The following is a 25265-nucleotide window of genomic DNA, read 5'->3' as shown; positions in this document are numbered from 1 at the left end:
TCATATGAAAGCACTGCGCCCTCTTTTCGTTCTGCCCCTCGTCGCCAGCGGCACTGCCCTCGCCCAGGATCCGGTCCAGGAGCAGGTCGAGCGCCTCAAGGCTTCCGACGTGGAAGTAGTCGGCCACGTATTGCAGCCCGGCGAGGCGTCGCAGACGGTGTCGCAATTGCGCATGCCCGCCGGCTTTACCATCACCCGGTTCGCCGAAGATCTCGTCAACCCGCGGATGATCGCGGTGAGCGACGACGGCACCGTGTATGTGACGCGGCAAGAGATGGGCGATGTATTGATGCTGCGCGATACCGATGGTGACGGCGAGGCGGACGAACAGCGGGTCGTCGCCAACCGGCCCAACATGCATGGCATCGCCATCGACGGCAACACCGTGTATCTGGTGACGATCAAGAACCTGTACCGCACCAGCATTCAGGAAGACGGCAGCTTCGCCCCGCTCGAACGGCTACTGGATGACTTGCCTGACGCAGGCCAGCATCCGAACCGCACGCTTGTCGTGGGGCCAGACAAGGCGCTCTATCTGAGCGTCGGCTCCACCTGCAACAGCTGCAGCGAAGACAACCCGGAAAACGCCACCATGCTGCAGGTCAAATCGGATGGCTCGGCGCGCAAGGTTTTCGCCAGTGGTCTGCGAAACACCATCGGCTTCGGCTTCGAACCGGAGACCGGTCGCCTGTACGGTTTCGACCATGGCACCGACTGGCTCGGCGATAACGTGCAGCATGAAGAACTCAACCTGATACGCGAGGGCCAGCGTTACGGCTGGCCCTACATTTACGATGACGGCAAGCCCAACCCGGCGGACGAGCCGCCTGGCGGCATAACGCATGACCAGTGGGCCCGGCGCAGCGTCAATCCGGTGGCCCTGTACGTGCCGCACGCGGCACCGATGCAGATGGCCTTCTACAGTGGCGAGCAATTTCCCGAGGAATACCGCGGCGACGCCTTCGTCGCCATGCGCGGCTCCTGGAATCGCAAGCCGCCGTCTGGTTACGAGATTGTGCGCGTCCGCTTCGAAAGCGGCCGACCGGTCGCCTTTCAGCCGTTCGTGACCGGTTTTCTGAATCAGGACGGTGACCAATGGAAACAGTCGGCCCGGCTGGCGGGCCTCGCCCAGGCCGGCGATGGCTCGCTGCTGGTGTCGGATGACAAGGGCGGAATCATCTACCGGATCAGCTATTCTCCGGAAGCGGCGCAGTCTGCCGAACCGGTAGAGCTGACGCCAACCAATGCCGAAGGCGCGTGGGTCGGCATGCTCGATGACCAACAGCTGAACCGCGAGCAGCGTCCACCCGCCTCGAACAAGCTGGCTACCGAGTTGCTGCAGCACGACGGACCGGACCTGCAGCTGAGCTCTTCGGACTTCGGCCAGGATGCCAGCATCCCCCAGGAACACGTCGCTGAGGGTGATGACATCTCTCCGGAACTGAGCTGGAATGCCGGCCCCGAGGGGACTCGAAGCTACGTGGTCATCATGGAGGATCCGGACGCGCCGACAGCCAGCCCATTCGTGCACTGGCTGCTTTATGACCTCCCCGAGGACACCACCGAGCTGTCCTCCGGCGTACCCGGCATGCCTCGCCTACCGCATCTGGACGGCGCGCTACAGGGGCAGAATGATCGCGGCACGCTGGGCTACTACGGCCCACGCCCGCCCAAGGGCGATAATCCTCACCGCTATCATTTCCACGTCTTTGCGCTCAACAGCAAGCTCAACCTGCCGTTTGGCGTAGGACGTACGAGATTGCTGGAGTCGATGCGAGACAAGGTGCTGGCCAGCGGGACACTGATAGGAACCTACCAGCGTTAGTGGGCTGCGGAGAGTGGCGCGGGTAGTCACCCGCGCCACTCTCCAAAGATTTTCGCGGTCATGCCCGCTCCTACAGAAAAACCACCCCACTAGACCCTCTGTGTAGGAGCGCACCTGGGCGCGAAAGCGAGCCATGAGCAACCTTTTTCGCAGTCACACCGCCCCACCCCTACAAAGCCGACACCACGCCCACTCACTGCTCCTGCGGTTGCTGGAACTCCTGCAATGCCTGCCGGCATCCCGGCCCGGTGCCTTCCCCGGTTCCTGTTTCAATCCACGGCAGGATGGCGAGCGGCGGCGCAACCAGGGCACCCACTACACTCGCTATGCCCTTGGCAACCAGACTACCGGTCAACACACTGACCTTGGGATCACCGAGGCTACCGTTCAGCTCAACCGGGGTATCGGCCGACAGCACACTAAAGTCCTTCGCATTCGGCTTGATTACCAGATCCAGCTGCTCGGTAGCCAGATTGATGGTGCCGCCACCAATGATGTTGGTGTCGGCCGTGTTGATGTAGAAATTCTCCATCGTAACCAGGCCGTCCTCGGCGTCCGCCTTGACGTAGGTACAGCGCAGCGGTACGCGCTGATCATCCGACACAGCCGAAACCAGAGCCTCGCCTGCGTCGAGCCCGACCACCTCGACGGCTAGCGCATCCAGGTATCCGCCTGACATGGCTAATTCGATAACGCCATCCAGGCCGGCCATCAACTCGGCAACCGACTCACCCGAGAAGCGCAGGTTGCCCTTCCCGCCCAGCACGCCTGCACTGTCCTTGGCCAGCTGCGGCAGATCCGCACTTTCAAGCAATGGAGTGAGATTGACCTGTTTTATCGACAGGCTCAGATCGCCCTGCAACGCGGGCTCCCGGGCGTTAAGCTCGCCGTCGACGCTCACATCGCCACCGCCAAGTCCAACGCGCAGCGGCTTGACCTGCAGAACCCCCTCGTCGAGGCTCGCATCGAGCACTACATCATTCATCGGAATATCCTTGGCGATGATGTTATCCGCGCGGTAGCGAATCTCTGCATCGATCTGACCTAGTACCTGAAAATCCAGCGGCTCATGGTCGAACACTTCTCCGGGTGACTTGAATTGCTCCGGGTCCTGCTGGTCGGCTGTGTCAGCGGCTTCTGCCACTTTGATGAGGTCGTTGGTGTTGATCTGATTGGAGTGCAAGGTAGCCCACAGCATCGTCCTTCCGTCGAAATCCACCCGTACATCGCCGCTCAGGTCGCTCTTGCCGATGGTGGCTCGCAGATCGGTCACGCGCAGCAACTGATTTTGCAGTTGCATACGCCCCGAGGCCTGATATTGCTGGAGGTCGGGAAGACTTAGCCCTGTCACCGGATTGAGTTCGGCGGGGTTGGGTCCGGCGATGTCGAAGCGAATATCGAACGCCTTGAGCTCCAGAGGCTGGGTGATGCTGCCGTCGATGGTTGCCCTGGTTTCGCCGGAAGTCAGCGTGCCCTCGACCGGATAGGGTTGATCTTCCGCCTTGAGATCAAGCAAAGGGCCCATGGTCAGGTTGAACTCAAAGCCTTCCCCTTGCCGCGTGCCCTGACCTTCGACGTGCAACCCCGGTGCTTCGGTGTCAGGGACCTCGCGCGACATTATCTGCGCCTGAATATGCAGCTCCTGCTCGGGCTTGTCATGGCTGAGCTGGGTATCGCTGATGCGCAATGCATCGCCATCGAATGCGCCGTGCAGCTGACCATCGACGATACCCAGCTGCTCCATTCCGAACGGCTGCAGTGCCTGACCAAGGTTCAGGTGGTCCAGATTGGCAGTCAGGTCGGCGCGGATGGTGTCTTCCTGTGCTTCGATCCAGCCTGACGCGCCCAGCCCGCCTGAATCCTGAGCGGCGTTCAGTTGATCAATCTGCAACCTGCCCGACTCAAGCGAACCCTGCAGTGCGAGATCGCTCAGACGAGCTTCGCCCAATATCAGCTCGCCCACTTGAACATCCGCATTGCCGGCATAGTCGCGCAGCGGCGCCAGCATGTCGGACATGCGTTGGTCCCAACTCGGCTCTTCGCCGCCTTGCTCCTGCTCTTGCTCCTGTTGCTTCTCTTCCGTGCTTTGCTCCACTCCGACCTTCGCGCCGCGCTCGCGGTTGGCGGGGTCGCGCTTCTCTGCGAGCATCTCTGCTACGCCAAATTCATTGAGATTGATCTGTTCGGAATCGAGCTGAACGTCAAACTGCGGCGTGTCGGTCAGCCTGACGGCAGCCGAGCCACTCAGGTCGCTGCTACCCGCGTTGGCCTGAATGTTCTCAAGCGCCCATCGCTCGTCCTGGTGATTCAGCTCGGCCTGCAAGTCCACAGGAGGGACAGTCAGGCCGGGCTGGTCCAGCAGATTCGTCAGCTTGGTCAGCTGGGCCTGATCCGGAGCGGTGAACTCGATATCACCGTGTAGCGCCTCGAGACGGTAGATGTTCAAGGATTCGCCTTCGAACCCTAGCCGCATGTCCCCGAGGCTCGCATCGATAGTCACCGGGTAACGCGAACCCTGCTCCAGCGCCTCGGACGGGGCACCTCCCTGGGCGTCGAGCTGGAAGGTTTCTCCCTGGAACTCGCCACGTCCGGTGACCTGAAGCTGCCGCTGCTCCTCGCTCTCCTCGGTCTGCACCGTCACAGCGATGTCGGCATCCAGGGCTTCATCCCGGTAGGTGAATGTCCCGTCGCGTATGCGGATGATGTCCGGCTGAACCGGCGGCTCCTTATCCTCCTTTTCTTCATCAGGAGTCAGCGCATCCCAGTTGGTGGTACCGTCCTCGCGGCGGGCCAGATGCACGGTTGGTTGCTGCAGATCGACAGTGCCCAAGGCAACCTGGCCGCGAAACAGCGGACCGACCTTGAGCGTGACATCCAGCGCATCGACACTGAGCAGCTGTTCATGCTCAGCCCAGTCCGCATTAGCAATTTGTACATCGCTGGCCTGAATACCGAGCGGGAATCCCCAGTCGATCTCCAGGTCGCCAATGTTTACCGCCCGACCTTCCATGCGTTGACTGAGCTGATCTTCCATCAGGCCGCGAGCCCATCGCGTTTCGACCGCGACCGCGGCGGCGATCACCAAAGCCAGTAGAACCAGAAGGACGATCAGAAGGATACGGCCGAGTTTTGCCACGAAGAGTCTCCTGCATTACCGCAAGGGATGAGCGATGCGCTGCAAACTGCGACCGGAACGGCCATTGCGCTGATGATTGATGGACCGGAGGTCAGGTGGCTTGTTCCAAGGAACTCGGCAGTAAATCCGAACGCTGACCGCCGGTAACCGGGCGCACGAACGGCCGCCCAGGTGAATCAGTGCGCTTGAGTTATCTGGTTTTGCGGTAATGACCGTTGGAATAATTCCCATTCGGCGCGGATTACATCGGTAGAAAGATAATAACTGTTGCGTTTGGAGTGCCCGATACTGTTCGGGTCATCCAGATCGGAGTACCACTGATAGTCGAGCCCGAAACCAAGATTGATACCTAATACCGCCTTGTCCGCACCATATAAAGGGCCGCCGGACATACCGACGGTTAATGGTGCATCGTGCGTGGCATAAGCAACTTGTGAACTTTTGTCTTCGAGGAGGACCCGAGTCGACTTGGCGTGCCCGGTGCCCTGTACCGGGACCAACATCGCACCGCTATAGCCCACCGCAACGACTTCTTCTCCAGGAACAGGCTCCCGCCATTGCGGCACTGGGCCTTTCGCCTTGCGCTTGATAAATACCAGATCGCAGCCAGTGCTGCAGCGATGTACGACATTGTCAGTAAACGGGATATGCGCTGCGGTTACGGCATATTCGTCGTTCCATTGAGTTGCGGTGCCCATGAATACCATGGGAGCGGGCAAGCCAGAAAAGATCGCCTGGCTTCCAGCGTAGTCATTCCCCGGGGGCAAAGGTCGGGTAAATCCGTTACAACCTGAGAGCAATCCTAGCGATACCGCCACCGGCAAAAAATGAAGCTTGTTCATATTTCGCCTTATGTTCTGCTTTCAACGGAAGTTGATATCTTCCTAACTTGGCAAGCCGTCCCTCGATCGATGAGATAGTGATACTTTGATACCACTTACAATCGTCTTATGGCATCCTTCCACCAACATAGTGACAAAGGGCCACAAGCGAAGTTCAGCGCTTCGCTTGGTCTGGCTTGATATTGTGATTGGGGCGACATATGAACCGGCACAACGACGCCGAGCAGATGAACATCGCTTCACCTGAGGGGTCCATTGAACAGGATCGCTTGAAAGGAGAAGCACATGAAAGAATTGAAGATGCTATCGGCCGCGCTATTCGCCACGACGCTCGTATTTGCCGGAACTGCCGGCGCCGACGACAAGCGCGACGACCATATGCCACACCACAACTCCCCCGCCGAAGATGCGGGCGGAACGCCCGGCGAGAAAGGCGTGGGTGGCTCGGTAGAGGTGCCGTCCGCCGGTGGTGGCGCCGAAGACATCACCCCTTACGATGATGTAGGCAACATGGACGACGAAGAAAACCGCCGGGAACGAGCCGAAGAAGAGGATGACGACGGCGTGCGCGGCGTCATTACAGGGGAAAAATCACTGCACGAAACTCAGGAAACCCGGTAACACGTTTCCGTGCCAACCCGCTCCGGGCCGCTACTCGCCTCCGGAGCGGATGGCCAGCGTTTTAGGGTCATACTCCCCACCGAAAAACTGCTCGAGAACCTGGCGAAACACCTCACGCTGTGGATCGGCGAGCGCAAACAGCGTCATGCTTGAACGCAGCTTCATGTCATCCGGCGAGCCCATTATTTGCCGTGCCGAGCGGTTACCCCAGGGCAGCAAGGCTTCCGCGCTGCGCTCGAGGCGTTCGCCGAGAACAGGGTGTTCCAGATAGGCTTTCGCTTCGTCGAGGCTGCCAATGGCGTAGCGACGAGCCATATCGCTCTGACCCAGTCCGGCAAGCTGAGGAAAGATGAACCACATCCAGTGCGATTGTTTATGACCAGCCCGAAGCTCTGCCAGAGCACGCTCGTAGACGCCGTTCTGCGCGTCTACGAAGCGCTCCAGATCATACTGCGCAGTAGGCTCGGTGACTGCGTTTCGTGCATCCACTAGCCAGGCACCTCATTTTCGTCAGTGTCGATATTGCTCTTGATCTTCTCGGCATCGACCTTGTCGAGATTTTCCGAGTTCACCGCACCTTCTGGTGCGCCCTCTTCCATCTCGTCGTAATCGGCTGGTTGTTTCGGATCGTTGGACATGTGACCTCCTAGAATGAACAGGGTGTGCACTCTTTCGATTCGGCTCTGCAGCGGGAGTTCGATACCTTCCGGCGATCCAGTGCATAACCTGTTGGTCGCATTCCTCTGGTACGGTCGACGCGAAGCGTGATCGGGTATCGAACCAACCGAGCTGCCTCCGGTCGGTTCTTGCAAAAGCGCCTGCGCGCCCTCAAGGTAAGTACATGAGCCTGGTCAAACGCATCTACAGAAAACTCAACCCTACCCGGGCCGAAGACCTGGAGCCTGCCTTTCGCCACAGCGAAGAGCACCTGCCGACCCTGTGGTTGATCGGCAAGACCGGCGCCGGCAAGTCGACGTTGATTCGCGCGCTCACCGGGTTGAGCGAGATCGAAGTCGGGCGGGGCTTCCGCCCGTGCACGCAAACCGCCACCCAGTACGACTTTCCGCAGCAAACGCCGGTCCTGCGCTTTCTCGACACGCGAGGACTATCGGAAGCCGAATACGACCCAACCGAGGATATCCGCGCCTGCGCGCGCCACAGTCATGCCCTGGTAATCGTCATGCGTGCCGACGACCCCGAGCAATCCGAGCTACTCGACGCGCTCAAGCGCATCAAGCGCTCAGGGACAGTCCGCAACGCGCTGCTGGTACATACAGCCATCGACACGCTGGATTCGAAGCAGGAAAGCGATAAGTGCGTCCTGCACAATCAACAGGCGGTCGAAGCTGTCTGGGGGCCCATCGGCAGCGCACCGGTCGATCTGATCGGCAGGGACGGTCAGCCAGTCGGCATAACGCGGCTGGTCGATGAGTTGGGCAACTTTCTGCCGATCGTTGCCGAACTGTTCGAGCGGCGAGGAAAGCACACGGCCGAGGAAAAGAACTTCCGCAAATTCAAGAGCGAGATCATGTGGTACGCCGGCGCCGCCGGGGCCACCGACGCGGTCCCCATGGTCGGTCTGGTTGCGGTGCCGGCGATTCAGACCAAGATGCTGCACAGCCTGGCCAGTCACTACGGTTTGCCCTGGAATCGGCGGCTGCTTACCGAACTACTCGGCGCCATGGGCGCCGGCTTCGGCGTGCATTACGCTTCCCGGCTCGGTCTGCGGCAACTGGTCAAGTTGATTCCGGTTTACGGGCAGACTGTCGGCGCAGCATCCGCGGCCGTTACCAGCTACTGCGTGACCTACGCGCTGGGCCGCGTCGGCTGCATCTATTTCTTCAACAAGATCAGCGGCAAGCCAACCTCAACCGAAGAGCTCCAGGAGGTCTATCGCAAGGCCTTCGAACACATCCTGCCGGTCGCCAAAGATGACGCTGAAAACAACCGTTAAGGCCTTTCGGGCGGCCGCTCAGTTCTCGGACAGGATCACGCCTTTCCTGCTCATCGCCGTGGTATTACCCATCGTCGTCCTCGCATTGTTCGGGGTCTATGCGATCTTCCGGCACAACTACATCCTCACCTTCGTTGGGCTTCTCGGACTATGCACACTGTTCGTGGTGCTGCCGTTCTTCTTCATCCGCAAACGGAAGCTCAAACGTGCCCCACCGGTGGAGCCCGAACTGATCGAAGAGATGGAAACGCCCGATTACTGGACGCCGCTTGATCGCCAGGTTCAGCGGGAGATGCTCCCAGAGGTCAGCGCTCTGATTCAGCGCAAGGACACCTGGCGTGCCATGCCGGACGACGCCATGCTATTGGCGCGGGGGGTCGCAGCCTATTATGGAAAGGGCAAACGCCACGCCGAGTGGGCCTTCTCCCCCATCGCCCTGCTGGCGATCGCCGAAAAGCTCTCGCAACGCTATCGACGCACGCTCAAGGAGCACGTGCCGGGGATCGACCATCTGAAGATATCCCATGTGCTCTGGCTGGATGAGAAGGCCGATCAGTTCGCACCGGCGGTAAAGGTGTTCAACGTATACCGCAAGATTCGCATGCTGACGCCAGAGGGCATGCTGGCCGAGCTAGGAAGCCAGGCGATTGGCCAGTCGTTCGAAGGCTTGAGCGATGAGATGCAGGAGCGGCTCAAGCGATTGCTCCTGCTGGAAGTGTTGCGCGCCGCGATCGACCTCTATGGCGGCCACTTCCGCTTTGATGAAGATGAGCTGTCGTTCACCGCCGCGACCTTGAAAGACGACGAGCGCCAGGCGGAGAAGCCCGAGCCGATCCGCATTTGCCTGATCGGCCAGACCGGTGCCGGCAAGTCGTCGGTGATCAATGCACTGACCGAAGGCTGGCAAGCCGAAACCAGCGCCCTACCCAGCACCGATCGAGGATTGGTTTACGAGTGCAAGGTGGACGGCATCCCATTTCTTCGGCTATTGGACTTGCCGGGTTTGAACGGCGACCCAAAGCTGGAGAAGGTCCTCTTCGAGGAAATGGTGCAATCAGACATGGTGCTCTGGGTACTGCGCGCCAACCAGCCCGCGCGCAAACTCGATCAGGAATTCGGCAAACGCTTCGAGGAGTGGCGACAGAAGCACGTTCACGTACAGGCCCCGCCGACCATCGGTCTGCTGAACCAGGTCGACCGCCTCGGTACCCACAACGACTGGAACCCGCCGTATGAACTGGACAGCACCGATCCGAAAGCTGAACTGATCAGCGAAGCGCTGGCGTTCAACCGGGAGGTACTGCATCTGGATGAAATCCTGCCGATTTGCGTATCGCCAGAGCGCGAACAGTACAACGTCGATGCCCTGCGCGACCTGCTCAACGATCGCTATAACAAGGCGCTGAACGTACAGCTCAACCGGCGCCGCCGCGAAGCCGGTGCATTCTCTGCCAGCAAGGAGTTCAAGCGCGTCCGCCAGGCCGCCAAAGGCCTCTTCGGCCTCGTCACCCGCCGCTGATCCCCGGTAGATGCGCCCCACACAAGCCAAACCCAGCCCCGGACCCTGTAGGAGCGGAACTGGCCGCGAAGCAGAATGCACCAAACCCTTCGCGCCCAGGTGCGCTCCTACACAAGCCAAACCCAGCCCCGACCCTGTAGGAGCGGACCTGGCCGCGAAGCAGAATGTACCAACCCCTTCGCGCCCAGGCGCGCTCCTACACAAGCCAAACCCAGCCCGGACCCTGTAGGAGCGGACCTGGCCGCGAAGCAGAATGCACCAACCCCTTCGCGCCCAGGTGCGCTCCTACACAAGCCAAACCCAGCCCCGACCCTGTAGGAGCGGACTTGGCCGCGAAGCAAAATGCACCAACCCCTTCGCGCCCAGATGCGCCCCACACAAGCCAAACCCAGCCCCGACCCTGTAGGAGCGGACCTGGCCGCGAAGCAAAATGCACCAACCCCTTCGCGCCCAAGTGCGCTCCTACACAAGCCAAACCCAGCCCCGACCCCGTAGGAGCGGACCTGGCCGCGAAGAAGAATGCACAAAACCCATCGCGTCCAGAAGGACGCTCCCACAAACCCCAGCCCTACTCCCACCCGGTAGGAGCGGCGCCCCCGCCCGATCAATCCGTCAACAGGACCCCTCCCGCGGTAGTCACCGACTGGTGCGAATACTCGCTCCGTGCCGGCCGCGACACGTTGCCCTGACGCTGCAGATAGTCGACCAGGCTCTGCGTATACAGCAGATAGGTATTGGTCGACCTCCCATCCTCGGTCACTTCACCCAGAGTGGTATACCCGTCCCGACCTTCGCCGATGAAATCATTGGTCACCAGCACATAGGTCACAGACAGATCGATCGGCTCCCACAGGCCGGCATCGCTACGCACTTCGACATTGGAGAACCGCGACCCGCGCGCGGCAGACATGTCCAGATCCCAACGCAGCCCGGCCGCATAGGGCTGTGACCCGGTCGAGCCGCCTTCTTCCAGATGGTTCGCCACAGCATCCTCCAGCGCGGCCACAACCTCCGCTCCGGTGATGTCCAATTCCACAAGCACGTTGGTAAACGGCAGCATGGTGGAAGCGGTGTCAAAGGTGATGTCGCCTGCAGCCAGCGGAATGCGCACGCCGCCGGCATTCTGCAACGAGAAGTCCGCCCGCAGGCTGGCATCTAGAAATGCTTCGGCCACCAACTGGGCGGCATCACTCCCGCGCGCCAGCGTGTTAGCGGACTCGCACCCGGCTACGCCAGCACTGCGATTGGTCGACTCACCCGGCACACGAACCAGGCAGAACGACTCGTTAGCCTGGCCGATGACCTCCTGCTTGCGCTCGTCGATCTCGCCTTTGTAACCGGAAAGGATGGCTTCGGCTTCCTGATCAGGCTGAATGACCCACAACCCATCGATCGCCTCGGCCGCGCTGAGCAACTCGGCACGACGCGCCTCGCTCACGGCGACGAAGCTGCCGTCAACCGATTGCTGGAAAGTGTCGCCAATCAGCAGCGATGCCTGACCCGCACAGCTCTCTACCATGCCGGCGGTATCGAATTGAACATTCATCACCCCGATTGCCTTGCTGTATTCCCAGGCCTGACCAATGCACACCAGCTCGCCGTCGGCATTGCGCGCCTGGGTTGGATAGGCCCCGGAGGACGACAGTCCGAGCTCGGTGAAATCACCCAGCAAGGAATGCGAGTCGCCACCGACGATCACATCCACGCCGGTCAGCTGTGCAGCCATGGCTTGGTCGTTCTCATAGCCCTGGTGGGTCAGCAGCACGATGTGCTCAATTCCCTCGCCCTGCAGGGTATCGATGGCTGCCTGCGCTGCGGCGACTTCGTCCTCGAACACTGTGGTGTCCAACGGGCGTGATGAGTTAGTGGTTTTTCCGGCGATGTCCAGCCCGACGATGCCAACCTGCACACCCTCTATCTCCTTCACCACGTACGGCTTGATGTAATCATCGACCGCCGCAGGTGCCAACGGGGTTCCTACCTGGGGCTTGACGTTCGCAGCCAGGACCGGCGTGTCGCACGATCCTGCGGAGAGGTAGTCGAGGAAGGTTTTCAGCCCTGCGTCGCTATCGTCGAATTCGTGATTGCCGAGCGCGAAGGCATCGAAGCATACGGTGTTCATCATGTCCGCGTCGGCTTCGCCCTTGTAGAAGGTGTAATACAAGGTGCCAGTGATGGCGTCGCCGGCATGCAGCTTCAGCAGATTGGGAAGGCTTTGCTCAAGTTCTGCGAAAGCAGCCGTCACTCGCGAATAGCCGCCGAGCTCCAACTGGGTTGCTTCACCGGCCAACTGCACTTCAAAGCCGCTGAAGGGCTCGAGTTGCGAGTGGCTGTCGTTAACGTGGGCGATGTTCAGCAACAATGCCTGCTGCGGCTCGGCTGGTGGCGCGGGAGTGACGTCATCGTTGTCCGAGTCGCTGTTGCACGCCGCCAACGATACACACATCGCCAGCCCGGCGAGCCCTTTCCATGTATTGCTCATCATTTGTACCCATCTGTAATTGTCGATGGGTTGAAGCTATGTGCGGGGTGTTACGGCTGCGTGACGTTCACGGAAGGTTCATGAGAGAGAGCGTACAGGACCCTTCGCGGCCGGGTCCGCTCCTACAATAGTTCGAGGGAGCGGCGTCCTCGCCGCAATCCGGCGTTCGGTCCCGCGACCTGCATCAGCCAAACCGCACGCACTCATCGCGCCAAATCACGCGACAACTTGTGCACCGCCGCAATCTCCCCGCTCCAGATCATCTCGTAATGCGACGTCTGCTTCACGGACACCACCTGCCTCGGCGTCAGCAACCCCCAGCAGACACCACCGGGCTGGCGCACCGAGTGATAGCGAATGCCAGTCGCCCCGGCATTCAACGTATCGCGGCCAAGCTGGCGCGAGGCGCTGTAATCGTCTGGCGAATAAATCAGATCGTTGCGCGACACGGACAGCGCATCCAGCGCGCCGGCCTCATCGAACCGCGCCGCCAGCCCGCGGAAGGTGAAGCGCTCGTAGCGCAGCCCCTCCACCTGCGACCAATAGGCCTGCTGGTGATGTCGTACCTCGGCGATTGCCGTCTCGATGCAGTCGGCAAGATAAAGCACGCCGAAGGAGCCATCGCTGAAGCGCGAGCCGTCCGGGTTCACGTGCGTAAAGGGCGCCGTAGCGTAGGAACAGCCGGGGATGCCGAAGGGGATATCCGCACGCGGGATCAACTCCAGCCGGCCGGTCTGGTTCGATAGCCGCGGATTGGTCAGCGCCTGGATGGCGAACAGATCCTCGAACTCCTCAGCGCTGGCGACGTCATCGAAGATGGCGATTGGCGGAAACTTCGAATTGACCAGCCGATGCGTGAGAACCTGCCCGGCGGGTAGAACCGGCAGCTCCGCGGCTATTACCACTGGCTGCTCCGCAGCGCATCGATGCGCCGGAAGGTCTCGTACACCGCAACGAAATCGCCGCTGCCCATCACCTCGAGCGGTGAGCGCCCGTAGAAGAATGCGTTGTGGTTGGGCATGCGCATGAAGCCGTAGAGATTCTCCGGGTTGTCGAACACCACGCGGAGCGCCGCATGCATGTTGAGCACGAAACTCACCCGGGTGAGCTGATCGCGATCCAGATTGATCGACTGCAGGCCGTCCTTGCGCTTGGCCCGTGCATAGGTGCTGTGCGACACACGAAGAATCGCCTCGCCCTGTTCGCCAGTGGCGCCCCACTTGTCCAGGATGGTCACGGCGGTGCGCAAGCCGGCGGCGGCAGTGGATTTGATTTCCGGGGCAGCTAGGGAGCTGAGCATGGTTGACCTCGTGTAACGCTGTACCTACAGACACTATAGCTTATTGATAGTATCTGCAAGCACAACGCTCCCCGATATCGTTCGGCGTTGCTCGTGAACCTTAGCGTTGGGTCAGTCGAACGGCTCCTTGGCCACGTTCAGTCTCCGCATGAGCCCGCGGTTCTTGTGTTGGTGTGCCTGCATACGCCGGAGCAGATCATCCAGAGTGCGGATCGCTTGCAGAATATGCGGCCCCTTGTTGAGCATGACGCATTCGGCCCGCACGCCCATGGCCGCATCGGTGATCTCCGCACGGGACGGCGAACCCTTCTTGGCCAGCGTTTCCAGCACCTGAGTTGCCCATACCACCGGAACATGCGCCGCTTCGCACAGGCACAAAATTTCCTCCTGCACTTCTGCCAGGCGTTCAAAGCCCGTCTCCACAGCCAGATCGCCGCGGGCGATCATCACCCCGAAGCGCGGAAAATGCATGCCGGTCAGCAGCATTGAAGGCAGGTTTTCGAAGCCCTTGCGCGTCTCGATTTTGAGGATGACGCCGATATCTTCCGCGCCCAGCTTTTTCAGCTCAGCTGCCAGAGCCTGGACATCGTCCACCGTATTGGCAAACGACAGCTCGATCACGTCAGCGCAAGTGACCGCGACCCGCATTGCCTCGAGATCGTTTTCGATCAGCGCTGCAAGCTGCAGATCCGTTTCCGGCACGTTGATACCCTTTTCGCTGCGCAGCTTGGTGCGGCCACCGGAACCTGAGACGTGATCAATGCTGATTTCCAGCTGGTCGTCAGCAACCGCTGCAATGCGGCCACCGATCTTTCCATCGTCAAACCAGATTGGCTGCCCGGGTTGTGCATCACGAAAAAGCTCCGGTACGTCGCACGGGATGGAGGCGGGCGTGGTGACCTTCCCGCTATCGTCAAACTGAGCCGCGCGCCCTACCCCGTCTCGCGTAAGCAGCAAGGTTTCGCCCTGCTGCAGTTCGAGATAGGGCTCCTGCGGAGGTACGCGTAGAACCTTTGCGCATGAGCCTTTTTTGCCTTTGGCTTTGATCTTGATGCGGGGCGTGAAGTACGCGGTTTTGTGCAGCTCGACCCAACAACCGTTGGCGTTGCTGTCGACCACCTTCAGCGATCGTTTCGATCCGCGCGCGTCGCGTAAACGTAGTTTATCGCCGCAGGCCAGCTCGCTGAGCCACGCGTCCGGCAACTCGACCCAGGTGGACTGCTCGGCGTCATCGACCCCGGACTGGTCCGATGCCAGCCAGAACCGGGCCGGTTCCGTAACTCTTCCGTACTTGTCGCGTTCCGGCTTGACCTTCAGCACCGACGGTCCTGAATCGATCGGGCCGGTTCGTAGCTTGGGACCGGCCAAGTCCATCACCACCTTGCAGGCGCGGCCAAGCTCTTTGGAGCCACTTCGAACGTGTTCGGCCATCCGGCGCCAGCGCTCGGGGTCGCCATGAGCACAATTGATGCGCGCGCAGTCCATGCCCTGCTGGAGAAAATCTCGAACCATGATCGGATCGTCTGCGGCTTGGTCCGGCAAGGTCACCATGATTCTTACTGGGCGCTCCGCGGGCACAGCACCCAACAAGACTTCGGTATGGCTCGTGAGCAACTGCCGGCCGCGCGCGAGATCAACCTCGGCAACCTGGCGATTTGGGGGGGCTTCGCCGGTCAGGCTGCACAAGGAGGCAATCACCTTGCTGACCGCGCTCAGAGCATGCGCCTCGCAACCGGCCAAAGATGACACGCCGAGCCCGGTTAACTGGGCCTGCAGCGGCCGCAGCTCGTGCCGGCGCAGACAGAGGTAGCCCAGCAGGTTGATCGCGCTCTCCTCGTACGACCGGTCTATCGGCAATCCATCCGGCAATCGTGCACAGTCGCCGGCCTGCATCTGTTCCTGAATATCGAGCAATTTGCGCAACACAGACTTGGCATCGTCAGCGCGTTTTGGGTCATTGATTGAAGCACGGTCGTTCGCACGGGGCATGGCTGGCTCTAGGGTCAGCGCTCCTCGCCGGAGCAGGCAGTTCAGAGACCAGCCGAGCTCGCCGCGGTTTCGGTAAGCTGATGAAAGGCGCTGTACTGGGCTTGCTCTATGCTCTGGCTCAGGCGCGGTTTGCCTGTAAACTTCAAGCACCGCCTATAGGCACCCAGAACAGGACGAAAGCCAATGCCTGCGGCATCTCAGCATCGCCTTAACATCGTTCGCGCAGCAGCCAGGCTGTTTCGCCAGCAGGGCTATGCGCGCACCGGCCTGAACGACATTCTCGCCGTCAGCAAAGCGCCAAAGGGCTCGCTGTACCACTACTTCCCAAACGGCAAAGAACAGCTCGGCGAAGAAGCGCTGCGCTATGCCGCGCAGCAGGCTACCGACACGCTGACCGGTTTGCGTGCCGAGCATGCCACTGCCCCGGCGCTATTGATGGCGTTCGCCAACCTGCTGGCCGAGTGGCTGGCCGCCTCCGCATATCAGGACGGCTGCCCGATGGCCACGACCATACTGGAGACCGTCCCCCGCGCATCCGGCCTGACTTCAGCAGCCCAAGCAGGCTTTGCGGCCTGGAGCGACATCTTCGAACAAGCCCTCCTGGCCGACGGCGCCAAACCGGACGACGCCCGCCGGCTCGCCAGGCTGAGCATCGCCACGCTGGAAGGCTCGCTGATTCAAGCGCGCGTCGAACAGAGCAGCACGTCGATCATCGAATCGGCCGAAGAAGTCGCCGGACTGATGCGCGCTCGTTCGAAACACCCCTAACCCCTGTCACTCCATTTCGCTTGCAATAAATTCGAATACGCCTAGATTATAGTGACTGGTCTACATGACAATCATCTCAACTGGAGCGCAGCATGGACACCGCATTTACCCCACCCGCAGGCTTTGCCCGCCATACCCGGCGCAGCGGACTGACCGACCCCTGGGAGCCGATCTACGCCGCCACCGCCGAGGAGACGTTCAGTCTCGGCCTCTTTGCTGACGAGCCCCACGTCAACAGTCGCGGCTTCGTCCATGGCGGGCTGCTTTCCGCACTGGCAGACAATGCCATGGGCCTGAGCTGCGCCCGGTTGATCGACAACGTCGGCGGGCTGGTCACCATCAGCCTGAACACGGATTACATCGGCACGGCACACAAGGGCCACTGGATCGAAGTGCGCGCCACGCCCACTCGACTGGGCCGCTCGCTGTGTTTTGCCGAAGCGAAGATCTATTCCAACGACGAGCTCTGCGCCACCGCCAAGGCGGTGTTCAAGGTGCAGATCAAGACCAGCCAGGGAGCTGCCTGAGATGACGGACAACAACGAACTGCTCGAACGCCTGCGCGGCATCTCGCGCCTTGCCGAGTTCAACAGCTGGCTGGGGCTCGAGGTGATTACGGCCGCCCCGGGTGAGGTCGAACTGAGAATGAAGTGGAAGAAAGAGATGGGCCAGTACAGCGGCTTTTTGCACGCCGGGGTTCAGGGCGCATTGATCGACACCGCCTGCGGATTCGCCGCCGCAACGCTGAGCGGCCGTGTGCTGGCTTCGCAATTCACCGTGCGCTGCTTGCGCCCGGCGGTGGGCGACAGATTCCGAGTGGTCGCCAAGGTAACCAAACCCGGCCGGCAACAGATCTTCACCACCGCCGAGCTATACGCCACCCAAGACGGAGAGGAAAAACTCGTCGCCACCGGCGACACCTTATTGGTCCCCGTCCAACCGTAGGGTGGATAACCGCAAAGCGTTATCCACCGATACCAAATGCCGTGTCTCCCCAAAGCCCGCCCGGTGGATGGCTTCGGCCATCCCCCTACGTAAACCCCTCACACATACTGATAGCGCAACACCCGCTGCTTGAACTTCTCCAGGATCACCTGATCGATCAGCGTCGCAAGAATGGCGATCACCAGGATGTTCATCATCACCCCGACCATGTCGGCGATCTCACCTGAATACGCCAGCGACCGCCCCAGACCCTGGCCAAAGCCAACCAGCATCTCCGCTGAAATCAACGCCCGCCAGGCATTACCGAAGGCCAACTGCGCACCGGTGATCAGCTCCGGCATCACCGCCGGCAGGTACACGCGCTTGAGCAACTGCCAACGCGACGCACCCATCACCCGGGCCGCCGACACATGCACCGGCTGCACGCTTTCGGTCGCGTTCATGACCGAAAGCGCCATCGGGAAGAACGCCCCAAGCGCCACCACCACGATGATCGGCAAGTTGCCAAAACCCATCACGATCAGAAACAGCGGCACCCAGGCGATCGATGGAATCGACTGCAAAATGATGATCGCCGTACGCAGCGTTTCGCGGAAAAAGAACAACACTCCACCAACCAGACCAAAGCCGATACCGAACAGCATGGCAAAGCCGTAACCGGTACCCAGGCGACTCATGCTGCCCATCAGCCCGTCGAGAAATTCCTGTTCCTGTACTGACTGGAACAACCGTGCGAACACCACCGGAATGTCCGGCATCAAAAAGTCCGGCAGGCTCCAGGCCGCGGATTGCCAGATCAGCAAAATGAAACCGACCGCCAGCACCACGGCCAAGTACTTCTTGGGCCCGGTCAAACGACGTCCCTGGCTCATGCGCGTACCTCCGTCTTGATTCCGAGCAACTGCAGAATCTCCTTGCGCTGCTGCGCCACGCCAGACAAGTCATGGCTGCGTTCGCAATGCTCGAAACTGAACTCCTTGAGTACATGTGTCGGCCGCGGGCCGAATACCAAAATGCGGTCGGCCAGGTACAGCGCCTCGTCCACATCATGGGTTACCAGCATTACCGACGGCTTGTGCTCCTCGATCAGCTCATGCAGCACATCTTGCAGCGACATACGCGTCAGCGCATCGAGCGCACCGAAGGGCTCGTCCAGCAGCAGAATCTCCGGCTTGACCATGAATGCCCTGGCCAGCGCCGTGCGCTGACGCATGCCGCCGGAGACCTGATGCGGGTAGTAATGCTCAAAGCCCTTCAGGTTGACCCGCTCCAGCCAGCCTTCGGCTTCGGAGTAGGATTTCTTCTTGCCCACTCCCTGAAGCTCCAGCGCCATGGCCACGTTGGCTTGCAGCGTCAGCCACGGATACAGCGCGTGCTCCTGGAACACCAAAGTGCGTTGCGGATTGGGTGCAGTGATCAGCTTGCCATCGGCCAGCACCCTGCCCTCGCTGGGCTTTTCCAGCCCGGCGGCCAGATGCAGGATGGTGGATTTGCCGCAGCCGGACGGACCGACCAGCGCGACCAACTCGCCTTCGGCGACTTCGGCATTGAAGTGCTTGATCACTTCCAGGCTGCCGAAGCGCTTTTTGACGTCTTCGAACTTCAATTGCATGACGGTGTAACTCATGTGAACGATCCGGCCAGCGGATCGAAAGGCGCCCGGCACTAAGGCCGGGCGCGGATCAAGGGTCGAACAGGCTTAGAGGTCGCGCGCCTGCTGCCAGGAGAGATCAAGGATCGACTGGGTGTCGAACGGCTTGCCGTCACGGGTCGTCAACGAACCCTGCTCCTGCATAATATCCGCCAGCTCCTGGATGCGGCTCAGGTCCTGCTCGCTCAGACCGGCATCGAAGTCCTGGGTGCTAATGGCCTCTTCGATCACCTTCTCACGCGGCACTTCGCCACGGTTGAGCGTCTTCAGCGTCGGCTCGGCGATGAAATAGCTAGCGATGAGCTCGGCAGCCTGCGCCGGCTTATTCTCCAGCATGTCGATCGCTTCGCGCTGAGCATCGAGCGAACTCCAGATGGCTTCCTTGCGCTTGTCCAGCGTCTCGCCGGCGGTGATCACCACCATGCAGGGGAACGGCCATACTTCGCCGATCTCGTAGATCTGCTTGACCGGCGCGACCAGCTGCGCAATGCGGTCATAGGGTTCGAACAGGAACGCTGCGTCCACCCGACCGGAAACCAGCGACTGCACCGCCACCGCCGGGCTCACGCCCATGATGTTCAGGTCGCCCGGCTCAAGCTCGGCGCTCTTCAGCGTGACGCCGCGCAGTACCGAATCGGCGGTACTGCCTTCGCGCTGCGAAGCGAGCGTCTTGCCCTTCAGGTCGGCCAAGGTGTTGATCCCGCTGTCTTCACGCGCCAGAATCGAGTGATAACCGCGCTGCGCGCCGCCAACCACTTTCAGATTCGCGCCCTTCGAGGCCCAGGCCACGGCATTGCTGAAACCCAGCACGCCGGTATCCAGCTGCCCGCCGACGATCGCCTTGATCAAGTCGGTACCCGAGCTGAATTCCACAAGCTCCACGTTCAGCCCGTGCTTTTCATACAGGCCCGCCTCCTTGGCGACCATTACCTGCGCATCGTCCATCACACGAATGAACCCGACCTTCAACGTCTCCTGCGCCTGCGCAAATGCGCTCACCAGCAACAATGCCGGCACCAACCATAGCTTTGCTTTCATGACCTACCCCTTTCTGAAAGACGGCATACAACCGATTGCCTGGATGAGAATTAGTTCGGGGAGTTTACAGGATGGGGTGGGGTTGTGCTTGTTGGGGTCATCTGCGCCCCCAGCCTGCGCTCCTATGAACTGATTGGAAAGCAGGCAGCCGCTAGCTCAGTTACTAATCGCCAGAGGCTGAACGGACAATCGACCGAACAAACTTCGTTGGAATCTGCACGTGCCTCAGGGGCTCTAGCTCTGGGCGCAGAATGATCGCGTCCCCGAAGGACCACACCACATGTACGTTCCGCAACGTGCAGTCTTCGCTAATCCCTAAATTGCTCATGTCACGGTCGCAAAAGGCCGGATCGAGGGTGACCATTTCTGCTTCATAGGCGCCAAGGCCTAAGCTCCGGACCGCCTGCTCAGGAAGCGTCGTCAAGCCGCCGCTATAGGCGACGGCAAGAATTCCGAAGAACAGGCTGAAATGCATCGCGGCGCTCCAACCCCCAAAGTGCGCCATCGAGCAGATCGTCACCAACACCGCGAGGCTGATCGGGATCGTTAAGACGATGGGATACTGCCAGGTAGCGTCAAGCCCATCTAGGAAAGGAGCGCCGTTGCGCAGCACAGCTATCAGCAGGAGCACGAATAAGAGCTGCGCAAGATAAGCGATCCAAGCGAAGCTGAAAAAGCTGTAACGAGGAAGATCGAAGCGCCATTGCAGAAAGCAGCCGAAAAGTAACCCTACGATCGCCGGTACGATAAACGCCGCCATGGTGAAGCTGGCATAGCCGAACAAGACCATCGCCAACACGGCTAGGCCGCACAAGCAAAACGGACCGAAATAAGCCAGCCCAATCAACTGCAAAACCGTACCGCCGCGCTTCTCTTCCGCGTAAGGCATGGCGTACTGAAGCTCTTCCTTGATTGCCTTGCTGTTGATGAAAAGGTGAAAGAGCAGCGACCCGGGAGCGAACATCGTCATAACGACCAAGCCCACGACTGCGAAGCCGATGCACGCTGCGGCCAGTAGCAACGATGAAAACTGGAACAGATCAAAACTTGGGTAAAACTGGTTGCGGTAGAAATATAGAAGGAAGATGGCAAAGCCAACCACCGGAGGCACGGCTTTGCTCAGCAAAGATGCATGCCGCCGAATCAGCGCTTCTGACGAGTCAAGCACCGCATCAATCGGATCTTTGTTTGACGGGCGGTCAGTCCATTTCTGCATCGGGCTTCCTTGCGAATGTGCGTGAGCGGATCATAGCCGCAAGCCTAGCGAGTCGGGTATCCTGGGCGAAGCATGAGCCCTGCTCCCACGCTTCACTTACGAAACGAGAAAGGAATCATCCCGCTACCGCGGCACTGTCAAATATCCTGCTCCAGCAGAGCGCCATGCTTCTGTAGCCAAGCCTTGGCTTTATCCATTGTTGGCGCCTGTGCGTTCACGATGTTCCAGAAACGGGGCGTGTGGTTAGGTTCGATAAGGTGGGCCAGCTCGTGCACTACTACATAGTCGATCACGAACATAGGCGCCTTGATCAAGCGCCAGTTGAAGATCACGTTGTCGTTCGGTGTGCACGAACCCCAGCGGTATTTGCCGTCCCCGACTTTGGCTTCCTTGTAAGTGACCCCGAGGCTGTTGGCGTACATCTTCACGCGCGGCAGTATTTTCTCCTCGGCGCGCGCCACGAACCAATTCCGGAATGCCGCTGACTTGCCCGCTAACGCCTGCGGTACCAGGAATTTCTGCTCGAAGCGGATCCCGCCATCGCCTGCCACCAACTCAATGCGGTAATGCCGTCCCAAGTAGGGCAGGGATTCTCCGGACACCAGCTCCTTACCTGGCGGATGCGGAAGCGGGCTGTATTTCTGCGCATGGCGGGTCTTTTCGTAAAGCCACAGCTTGCGCGATTCCACGACCCGATGAATCTTTTCTAGCGTTGTGCCTTCCGGGGCCTTCACTACGATAGAGCGGTCACGCTCGACCGAGATGGTTAAGCTCTTGCGCTTTGAGTAGACAACCTTATAGGCCAGTTCCATATCAACTCGCGTACAAAATTCGGTCGTTGTTCTTCTCGGCGATTTCCATCACACGCGAAATGATCTGGTGACGAAGGGGGACTACCCCTGGCAAGGAAGCAAAGGACTCCGACAGCAAAATCTGCTGAATCTCCGCCTTAAGCTTGTTACGCGCTGGCACACTTTCCCAGAAGCTTGCCAGTTTCAACTCGCGCTCAATCACCAAGTAGACCTGTTGGGTCAGATCGATCAGCACGGCAATACGCTCCTCCGGTTTGCCTGCATAGCTAGGATGTTGCTCCAAGGAAGTACCCAGTTCGGCCTGGAACATACGAAAGAACGGCATCTGCTTTTTCTTGTGCAGGCCGTACGTCGGCTCGTTGGCGGCGTCGATGATATGTTTGCGAAGCTTCTCCAGCTCTTCGTAGATTTTCTGCCAGTTGTTGGCGAATTCTTGCAGGATCTCCGCGAGCGCGACGGAAAAAGAAGCCTGCAGCTCCGGGTCGTCGTCCAGTTCTATGTCCAGATGGTGACGGATGGCGTGCTCCACCTCGGCGGCCTTGGTCTTGGCCCGCTTACGTTTGCCAACCTGGCTCTCGAAGTCCTCGTCGAGGATCGAAATCGGCTTTACCTTCTGATCAATGCCTTTCGAAGCCAGATATTCATCGGTGATCGCTCGCAACTTGGGCGGAATACCCTTCATGCTCAGGCGCTGGTCGTTCAGGTGGCGGCCGGCCAGCACATTAATCTCAGTAAGCGCGTTGTAAGTTTTCAGGTACCCCAGCGCTTCCTTGGCTGGGAAAACCAAGTCGAGGCTGCGGGTCAGCTTCTTGTAGGCCAGCATGAATTCAAAGCGCACATCCTCGTCGTAGAAAAGGTCAAAGAAGGCATCGTGGTCGTTGAAGTCGGTCAGGCCGTACTTTTCCAGCAGATCCATGATGGCTTTGTAGTCGGCATGCAGGGCGCGCAGTTCATCCTCGGGGAAGCTCAGGCAGTCGAGCACTTCCTTCTGCTCGCGTTCGTCATAGTTATCGATGGCTTTCTTGAGGTGATGACCAACGCCCACATAATCGACGATGAAGCCTTTCTCCTTGCCTAGTCCGCCCACCCGATTCACCCGGGCAATGGCCTGCAGCAGGTTATGGGCAACAATCACCTTGTCCAGATACATGACCTGCTCGATGGGTGCATCGAAGCCAGTCAGCAGCATGTTATTAACAATCACGATGCCGATCTCGCCGGTCACGCCTTCGTCACTGCCGTCGAAGGGCAACTTGAAGCTTTTGATGGTGCGCTGGTGGCGAGAACTGTCGGTGTAGGCCTTGATGTGGGGCAGGTCGTTGTGACTACCGGAGATCACCACGTCTGTTTTGAGTTTTTTCAATCTTTCTCGGTCAAGGTTGAGCGGATTGGCCTGCTCCAACTTCTCGATGGCCGCGGCCAAAGCCGCATCCAGCGCTTCCTTGTAGCGCACCGCCGCCTCACGCGAGGTGGCCACTACCTGGGCCTTGAAACCGTTGGGAAACACGTGCTCCAGATAGTGCGCCACCATATCCTCGGCCTTGGCCACGATGGTGGACTTTGCTTCCAGATAGGCGTCGCGGGAACCGTAACCAAGGATCTCCAGCCGCTGCTCCAGGATGTATTCACTGAATACGTCAGCGAATACGCTGTCCATGCCAGCCTGGTCTGCCAACTCAGCGTTGTGGGTGCGCCCTTCGTAGACGATCTCCAGCGTCACGCCGTCTTCAATGGCCTGGCGCATGGTGTACTTGTCGATATAGTCGCCGAACACCGTTTCGGTCTTGTCGATGGGGGTGCCGGTGTAGCCAATGCGCGCCGAGTTAGGGATAGCCCTGTCCAGATTCGCGCCGAGCAAAGAGTATTGTGAACGGTGCGCCTCATCGGTCATCACTAGGATGTTCGCGCTGCTATTCAACTCTGGAAAGAATTCCGACAAATCCGTCTCGCGGAACTTGTGGATCATCGCCATCACTAGGTCAGAGGAGTCGCTGCGAAGTAGGTCCTTCAGTTTGGCGATGCTGTCCGCCACCTTTACGGTAAAGCCGATACTGCCGCCAGTCTCTCCGAGTTGCTGTTCCAGTTGCGTGCGATCGGTAACGAACACTACCTTCCATTTTGAGAGCTGAGCGTGGCGGTACATCTCGCGCACCATAAACATCATGGTCAGCGACTTGCCAGACCCCTGGGTGTGCCAGACGATACCGCTGCGCGCTCTCGGGGTCTTACCGGTCAGCAGGCGTTGTACCGCCAACTTCACTGCACGGAACTGCTGGTAACGCCCGACAACCTTGATCAACTCGCCCTTGTCCGATTCCGAGAAAATGGTGAAGGTGCGGATGACGTCCAGCAGGTTCTGCCGATCTAGCATCCCTGCCACTAAACGCTGCTGGTCGTTGGGACTGCTACCGCCGTGAGCGAGGTCCTCCACCGTGCGCGGCCAGGGATCAGACCAGCGATAGAAATGCTTTTCAATGTGGGTGGTGATGGTGCCGAACTTAGCCTGGTTGCGGCAGGTGGCCACCACGAATTGATTGAAGTAGAACAGTGGCGCGCTGCCCTCCCCCTTTGCTCCGCGCTGTTCGCTATAGCGCAGCATCTGATCGATAGCCTCAGGAATCGGTTCCTTAACCTTGGGGGACTTGCACTCGATCACCACCACCGGCAGCCCGTTCAGGAACAGCACGATGTCCGGCACGATATGGTGCTCGGTGCCGAGGATGCGCACCTTGAACTGGCAGATGGCAATAAAGCGATTGTTGGTCACGGTCGCAAAGTCGATGTAGCGCACCGTCGGACTTTTTTCGCCAGTCTGGCGGTTCTCCGCGACGCTGGTGTTTTCCAGCAGCAGGCTGAGCACATGGCGGTTGTTTTCCAGCAGGTTGTTGCCGGAGAAGCCAGCAGTGAGGCGCCTAGCGACCTCCTCCACCTGGTCGTCCTCCAGCCAGGGGTTGATCACCTTCAACTGCTCGCGCAGCACTGGCCCTAGCACCACCTCGGTAAAGTTTTCGCGAAAGCTTTGGCCCGGCTCCTGCTTCATCTCCAGATCCATGACCTCCCAGCCCAGTTCCTCCAGCTGATCGAGCAGCGGTTTCTCGACGTGGTTGCGTTCGTCGATGCAAATATGGACGGGTGTCTTATCCTGGTAGGCCATACGGCAGTCCTTG

At 59.8% G+C, this 25265-nt stretch carries 21 protein-coding genes; 7 read left to right on the top strand and 14 right to left on the bottom strand.

Annotated features, from left to right (window positions below; translation table 11 throughout):
• The first annotated feature begins 4 nt into the window (after window positions 1–4).
• Complete coding sequence (locus BLT85_RS05725) at window positions 5–1825, top strand: YbhB/YbcL family Raf kinase inhibitor-like protein (RefSeq protein WP_093392253.1); 1821 nt, start codon at window positions 5–7, stop codon at window positions 1823–1825.
• 193 nt (window positions 1826–2018) lie between these two features.
• Here the strand turns inward: BLT85_RS05725 and BLT85_RS05720 are convergent, their stop codons facing one another.
• Window positions 2019–4961, bottom strand: a complete 2943-nt coding sequence (locus BLT85_RS05720) for an AsmA family protein (RefSeq protein WP_093392252.1) — start codon at window positions 4959–4961, stop codon at window positions 2019–2021.
• A gap of 176 nt (window positions 4962–5137) precedes the next feature.
• Window positions 5138–5803: a trypsin-like peptidase domain-containing protein gene (locus tag BLT85_RS05715; RefSeq protein WP_157718137.1), complete on the bottom strand. Its 666-nt coding sequence runs from the start codon at window positions 5801–5803 to the stop codon at window positions 5138–5140.
• A gap of 285 nt (window positions 5804–6088) precedes the next feature.
• Between BLT85_RS05715 and BLT85_RS05710 the strand changes: the two genes are divergently transcribed.
• A complete protein-coding gene (locus tag BLT85_RS05710; protein WP_093392250.1) occupies window positions 6089–6424 on the top strand; it encodes a hypothetical protein in 336 nt (111 codons plus the stop codon).
• 30 nt (window positions 6425–6454) lie between these two features.
• On the opposite strand, the gene BLT85_RS05705 is transcribed toward BLT85_RS05710, so the two are convergent.
• Both BLT85_RS05705 and BLT85_RS16640 read right to left on the bottom strand, forming a co-directional pair.
• A complete protein-coding gene (locus BLT85_RS05705) occupies window positions 6455–6913 on the bottom strand; it encodes a DUF1810 domain-containing protein (protein WP_093392249.1) in 459 nt (152 codons plus the stop codon).
• Window positions 6913–7062, bottom strand: a complete 150-nt coding sequence (locus tag BLT85_RS16640) for a hypothetical protein (protein ID WP_157718136.1) — start codon at window positions 7060–7062, stop codon at window positions 6913–6915. Before BLT85_RS16640 ends, BLT85_RS05705 begins: the two co-directional genes overlap by 1 nt.
• 203 nt (window positions 7063–7265) lie before the next feature.
• Between BLT85_RS16640 and BLT85_RS05700 the strand changes: the two genes are divergently transcribed.
• Window positions 7266–8378 carry a YcjF family protein gene (locus BLT85_RS05700; RefSeq protein WP_093392248.1) on the top strand — a complete coding sequence of 371 codons (1113 nt, stop codon included), beginning with the start codon at window positions 7266–7268 and terminating at the stop codon, window positions 8376–8378.
• Window positions 8356–9897, top strand: a complete 1542-nt coding sequence (locus tag BLT85_RS05695) for a GTPase family protein (protein WP_093392247.1) — start codon at window positions 8356–8358, stop codon at window positions 9895–9897. Before BLT85_RS05700 ends, BLT85_RS05695 begins: the two co-directional genes overlap by 23 nt.
• A 604-nt stretch (window positions 9898–10501) precedes the next feature.
• On the opposite strand, the gene BLT85_RS05690 is transcribed toward BLT85_RS05695, so the two are convergent.
• The 4 genes from BLT85_RS05690 to BLT85_RS05675 form a co-directional block, all read right to left on the bottom strand.
• Window positions 10502–12382 carry a 5'-nucleotidase C-terminal domain-containing protein gene (locus BLT85_RS05690; protein ID WP_093392246.1) on the bottom strand — a complete coding sequence of 627 codons (1881 nt, stop codon included), beginning with the start codon at window positions 12380–12382 and terminating at the stop codon, window positions 10502–10504.
• Window positions 12383–12582: 200 nt separating this feature from the next.
• Window positions 12583–13278, bottom strand: a complete 696-nt coding sequence (locus tag BLT85_RS05685) for an RES family NAD+ phosphorylase (protein ID WP_093397441.1) — start codon at window positions 13276–13278, stop codon at window positions 12583–12585.
• Window positions 13278–13679 carry an MbcA/ParS/Xre antitoxin family protein gene (locus BLT85_RS05680; RefSeq protein ID WP_093392245.1) on the bottom strand — a complete coding sequence of 134 codons (402 nt, stop codon included), beginning with the start codon at window positions 13677–13679 and terminating at the stop codon, window positions 13278–13280. The genes BLT85_RS05685 and BLT85_RS05680 overlap by 1 nt, the downstream gene beginning before the upstream one ends.
• Window positions 13680–13790: 111 nt before the next feature.
• A complete protein-coding gene (locus BLT85_RS05675) occupies window positions 13791–15668 on the bottom strand; it encodes a pyruvate kinase (RefSeq protein ID WP_093392244.1) in 1878 nt (625 codons plus the stop codon).
• 183 nt (window positions 15669–15851) lie between these two features.
• Here BLT85_RS05675 and BLT85_RS05670 point away from each other — a divergent pair, with 183 nt between their 5' ends.
• From BLT85_RS05670 to BLT85_RS05660, 3 genes are all read left to right on the top strand, one after another.
• A complete protein-coding gene (locus tag BLT85_RS05670; protein ID WP_093392243.1) occupies window positions 15852–16436 on the top strand; it encodes a TetR/AcrR family transcriptional regulator in 585 nt (194 codons plus the stop codon).
• A gap of 92 nt (window positions 16437–16528) precedes the next feature.
• Window positions 16529–16963 carry a PaaI family thioesterase gene (locus tag BLT85_RS05665; RefSeq protein ID WP_093392242.1) on the top strand — a complete coding sequence of 145 codons (435 nt, stop codon included), beginning with the start codon at window positions 16529–16531 and terminating at the stop codon, window positions 16961–16963.
• A 1-nt stretch (window position 16964) separates the two neighbouring features.
• The gene (locus BLT85_RS05660) at window positions 16965–17381 is read left to right on the top strand and encodes a PaaI family thioesterase (protein WP_172829813.1); all 417 of its coding nucleotides are present in this window, start codon (window positions 16965–16967) and stop codon (window positions 17379–17381) included.
• A gap of 98 nt (window positions 17382–17479) precedes the next feature.
• Here the strand turns inward: BLT85_RS05660 and BLT85_RS05655 are convergent, their stop codons facing one another.
• The 6 genes from BLT85_RS05655 to BLT85_RS05630 all read right to left on the bottom strand — a co-directional run bounded on the left by BLT85_RS05655 (window position 17480) and on the right by BLT85_RS05630 (window position 25252).
• Window positions 17480–18253 carry an ABC transporter permease gene (locus BLT85_RS05655; RefSeq protein ID WP_093392241.1) on the bottom strand — a complete coding sequence of 258 codons (774 nt, stop codon included), beginning with the start codon at window positions 18251–18253 and terminating at the stop codon, window positions 17480–17482.
• Window positions 18250–18993 (bottom strand): ABC transporter ATP-binding protein, encoded by a 744-nt coding sequence (locus BLT85_RS05650; RefSeq protein ID WP_093397435.1) that lies wholly within the window; start codon window positions 18991–18993, stop codon window positions 18250–18252. Before BLT85_RS05650 ends, BLT85_RS05655 begins: the two co-directional genes overlap by 4 nt.
• A gap of 87 nt (window positions 18994–19080) precedes the next feature.
• Window positions 19081–20070, bottom strand: a complete 990-nt coding sequence (locus BLT85_RS05645; RefSeq protein WP_093392240.1) for an ABC transporter substrate-binding protein — start codon at window positions 20068–20070, stop codon at window positions 19081–19083.
• A 163-nt stretch (window positions 20071–20233) separates the two neighbouring features.
• Entirely contained in the window at window positions 20234–21286 is a 1053-nt protein-coding gene (locus BLT85_RS05640) for a hypothetical protein (protein WP_093392239.1), read from the bottom strand.
• A 137-nt stretch (window positions 21287–21423) separates the two neighbouring features.
• Entirely contained in the window at window positions 21424–22098 is a 675-nt protein-coding gene (locus tag BLT85_RS05635; protein ID WP_093392238.1) for a M48 family metallopeptidase, read from the bottom strand.
• A 1-nt stretch (window position 22099) separates the two neighbouring features.
• A complete protein-coding gene (locus BLT85_RS05630; protein ID WP_093392237.1) occupies window positions 22100–25252 on the bottom strand; it encodes a type I restriction endonuclease subunit R in 3153 nt (1050 codons plus the stop codon).
• Window positions 25253–25265: the final 13 nt, after the last annotated feature.

The organism is Halopseudomonas xinjiangensis, assembly GCF_900104945.1.
Taxonomy (GTDB): Bacteria; Pseudomonadota; Gammaproteobacteria; order Pseudomonadales; family Pseudomonadaceae; genus Halopseudomonas; species Halopseudomonas xinjiangensis.
Note: the sequence above shows the minus strand (reverse complement) of the source record. Positions and strands in the feature narration are given on the sequence as shown.

Bases quoted from the DNA above. Each gene is read 5' to 3' on its own strand.
- BLT85_RS05700 (WP_093392248.1), top strand. From the start codon at position 7,266: ATGAGCCTGGTCAAACGCATCTACAGAAAACTCAACCCTACCCGGGCC.
- BLT85_RS05715 (WP_157718137.1), bottom strand. From the start codon at position 5,803: ATGAACAAGCTTCATTTTTTGCCGGTGGCGGTATCGCTAGGATTGCTC.
- BLT85_RS05640 (WP_093392239.1), bottom strand. From the start codon at position 21,286: ATGCAGAAATGGACTGACCGCCCGTCAAACAAAGATCCGATTGATGCG.
- BLT85_RS05630 (WP_093392237.1), bottom strand. From the start codon at position 25,252: ATGGCCTACCAGGATAAGACACCCGTCCATATTTGCATCGACGAACGC.
- BLT85_RS05665 (WP_093392242.1), top strand. From the start codon at position 16,529: ATGGACACCGCATTTACCCCACCCGCAGGCTTTGCCCGCCATACCCGG.
- BLT85_RS05710 (WP_093392250.1), top strand. From the start codon at position 6,089: ATGAAAGAATTGAAGATGCTATCGGCCGCGCTATTCGCCACGACGCTC.
- BLT85_RS05670 (WP_093392243.1), top strand. From the start codon at position 15,852: ATGCCTGCGGCATCTCAGCATCGCCTTAACATCGTTCGCGCAGCAGCC.
- BLT85_RS05655 (WP_093392241.1), bottom strand. From the start codon at position 18,253: ATGAGCCAGGGACGTCGTTTGACCGGGCCCAAGAAGTACTTGGCCGTG.
- BLT85_RS05645 (WP_093392240.1), bottom strand. From the start codon at position 20,070: ATGAAAGCAAAGCTATGGTTGGTGCCGGCATTGTTGCTGGTGAGCGCA.
- BLT85_RS05675 (WP_093392244.1), bottom strand. From the start codon at position 15,668: ATGCCCCGTGCGAACGACCGTGCTTCAATCAATGACCCAAAACGCGCT.
- BLT85_RS05635 (WP_093392238.1), bottom strand. From the start codon at position 22,098: ATGGAACTGGCCTATAAGGTTGTCTACTCAAAGCGCAAGAGCTTAACC.
- BLT85_RS16640 (WP_157718136.1), bottom strand. From the start codon at position 7,062: ATGTCCAACGATCCGAAACAACCAGCCGATTACGACGAGATGGAAGAG.
- BLT85_RS05660 (WP_172829813.1), top strand. From the start codon at position 16,965: ATGACGGACAACAACGAACTGCTCGAACGCCTGCGCGGCATCTCGCGC.
- BLT85_RS05650 (WP_093397435.1), bottom strand. From the start codon at position 18,993: ATGCAATTGAAGTTCGAAGACGTCAAAAAGCGCTTCGGCAGCCTGGAA.
- BLT85_RS05680 (WP_093392245.1), bottom strand. From the start codon at position 13,679: ATGCTCAGCTCCCTAGCTGCCCCGGAAATCAAATCCACTGCCGCCGCC.
- BLT85_RS05690 (WP_093392246.1), bottom strand. From the start codon at position 12,382: ATGATGAGCAATACATGGAAAGGGCTCGCCGGGCTGGCGATGTGTGTA.
- BLT85_RS05695 (WP_093392247.1), top strand. From the start codon at position 8,356: ATGACGCTGAAAACAACCGTTAAGGCCTTTCGGGCGGCCGCTCAGTTC.
- BLT85_RS05725 (WP_093392253.1), top strand. From the start codon at position 5: ATGAAAGCACTGCGCCCTCTTTTCGTTCTGCCCCTCGTCGCCAGCGGC.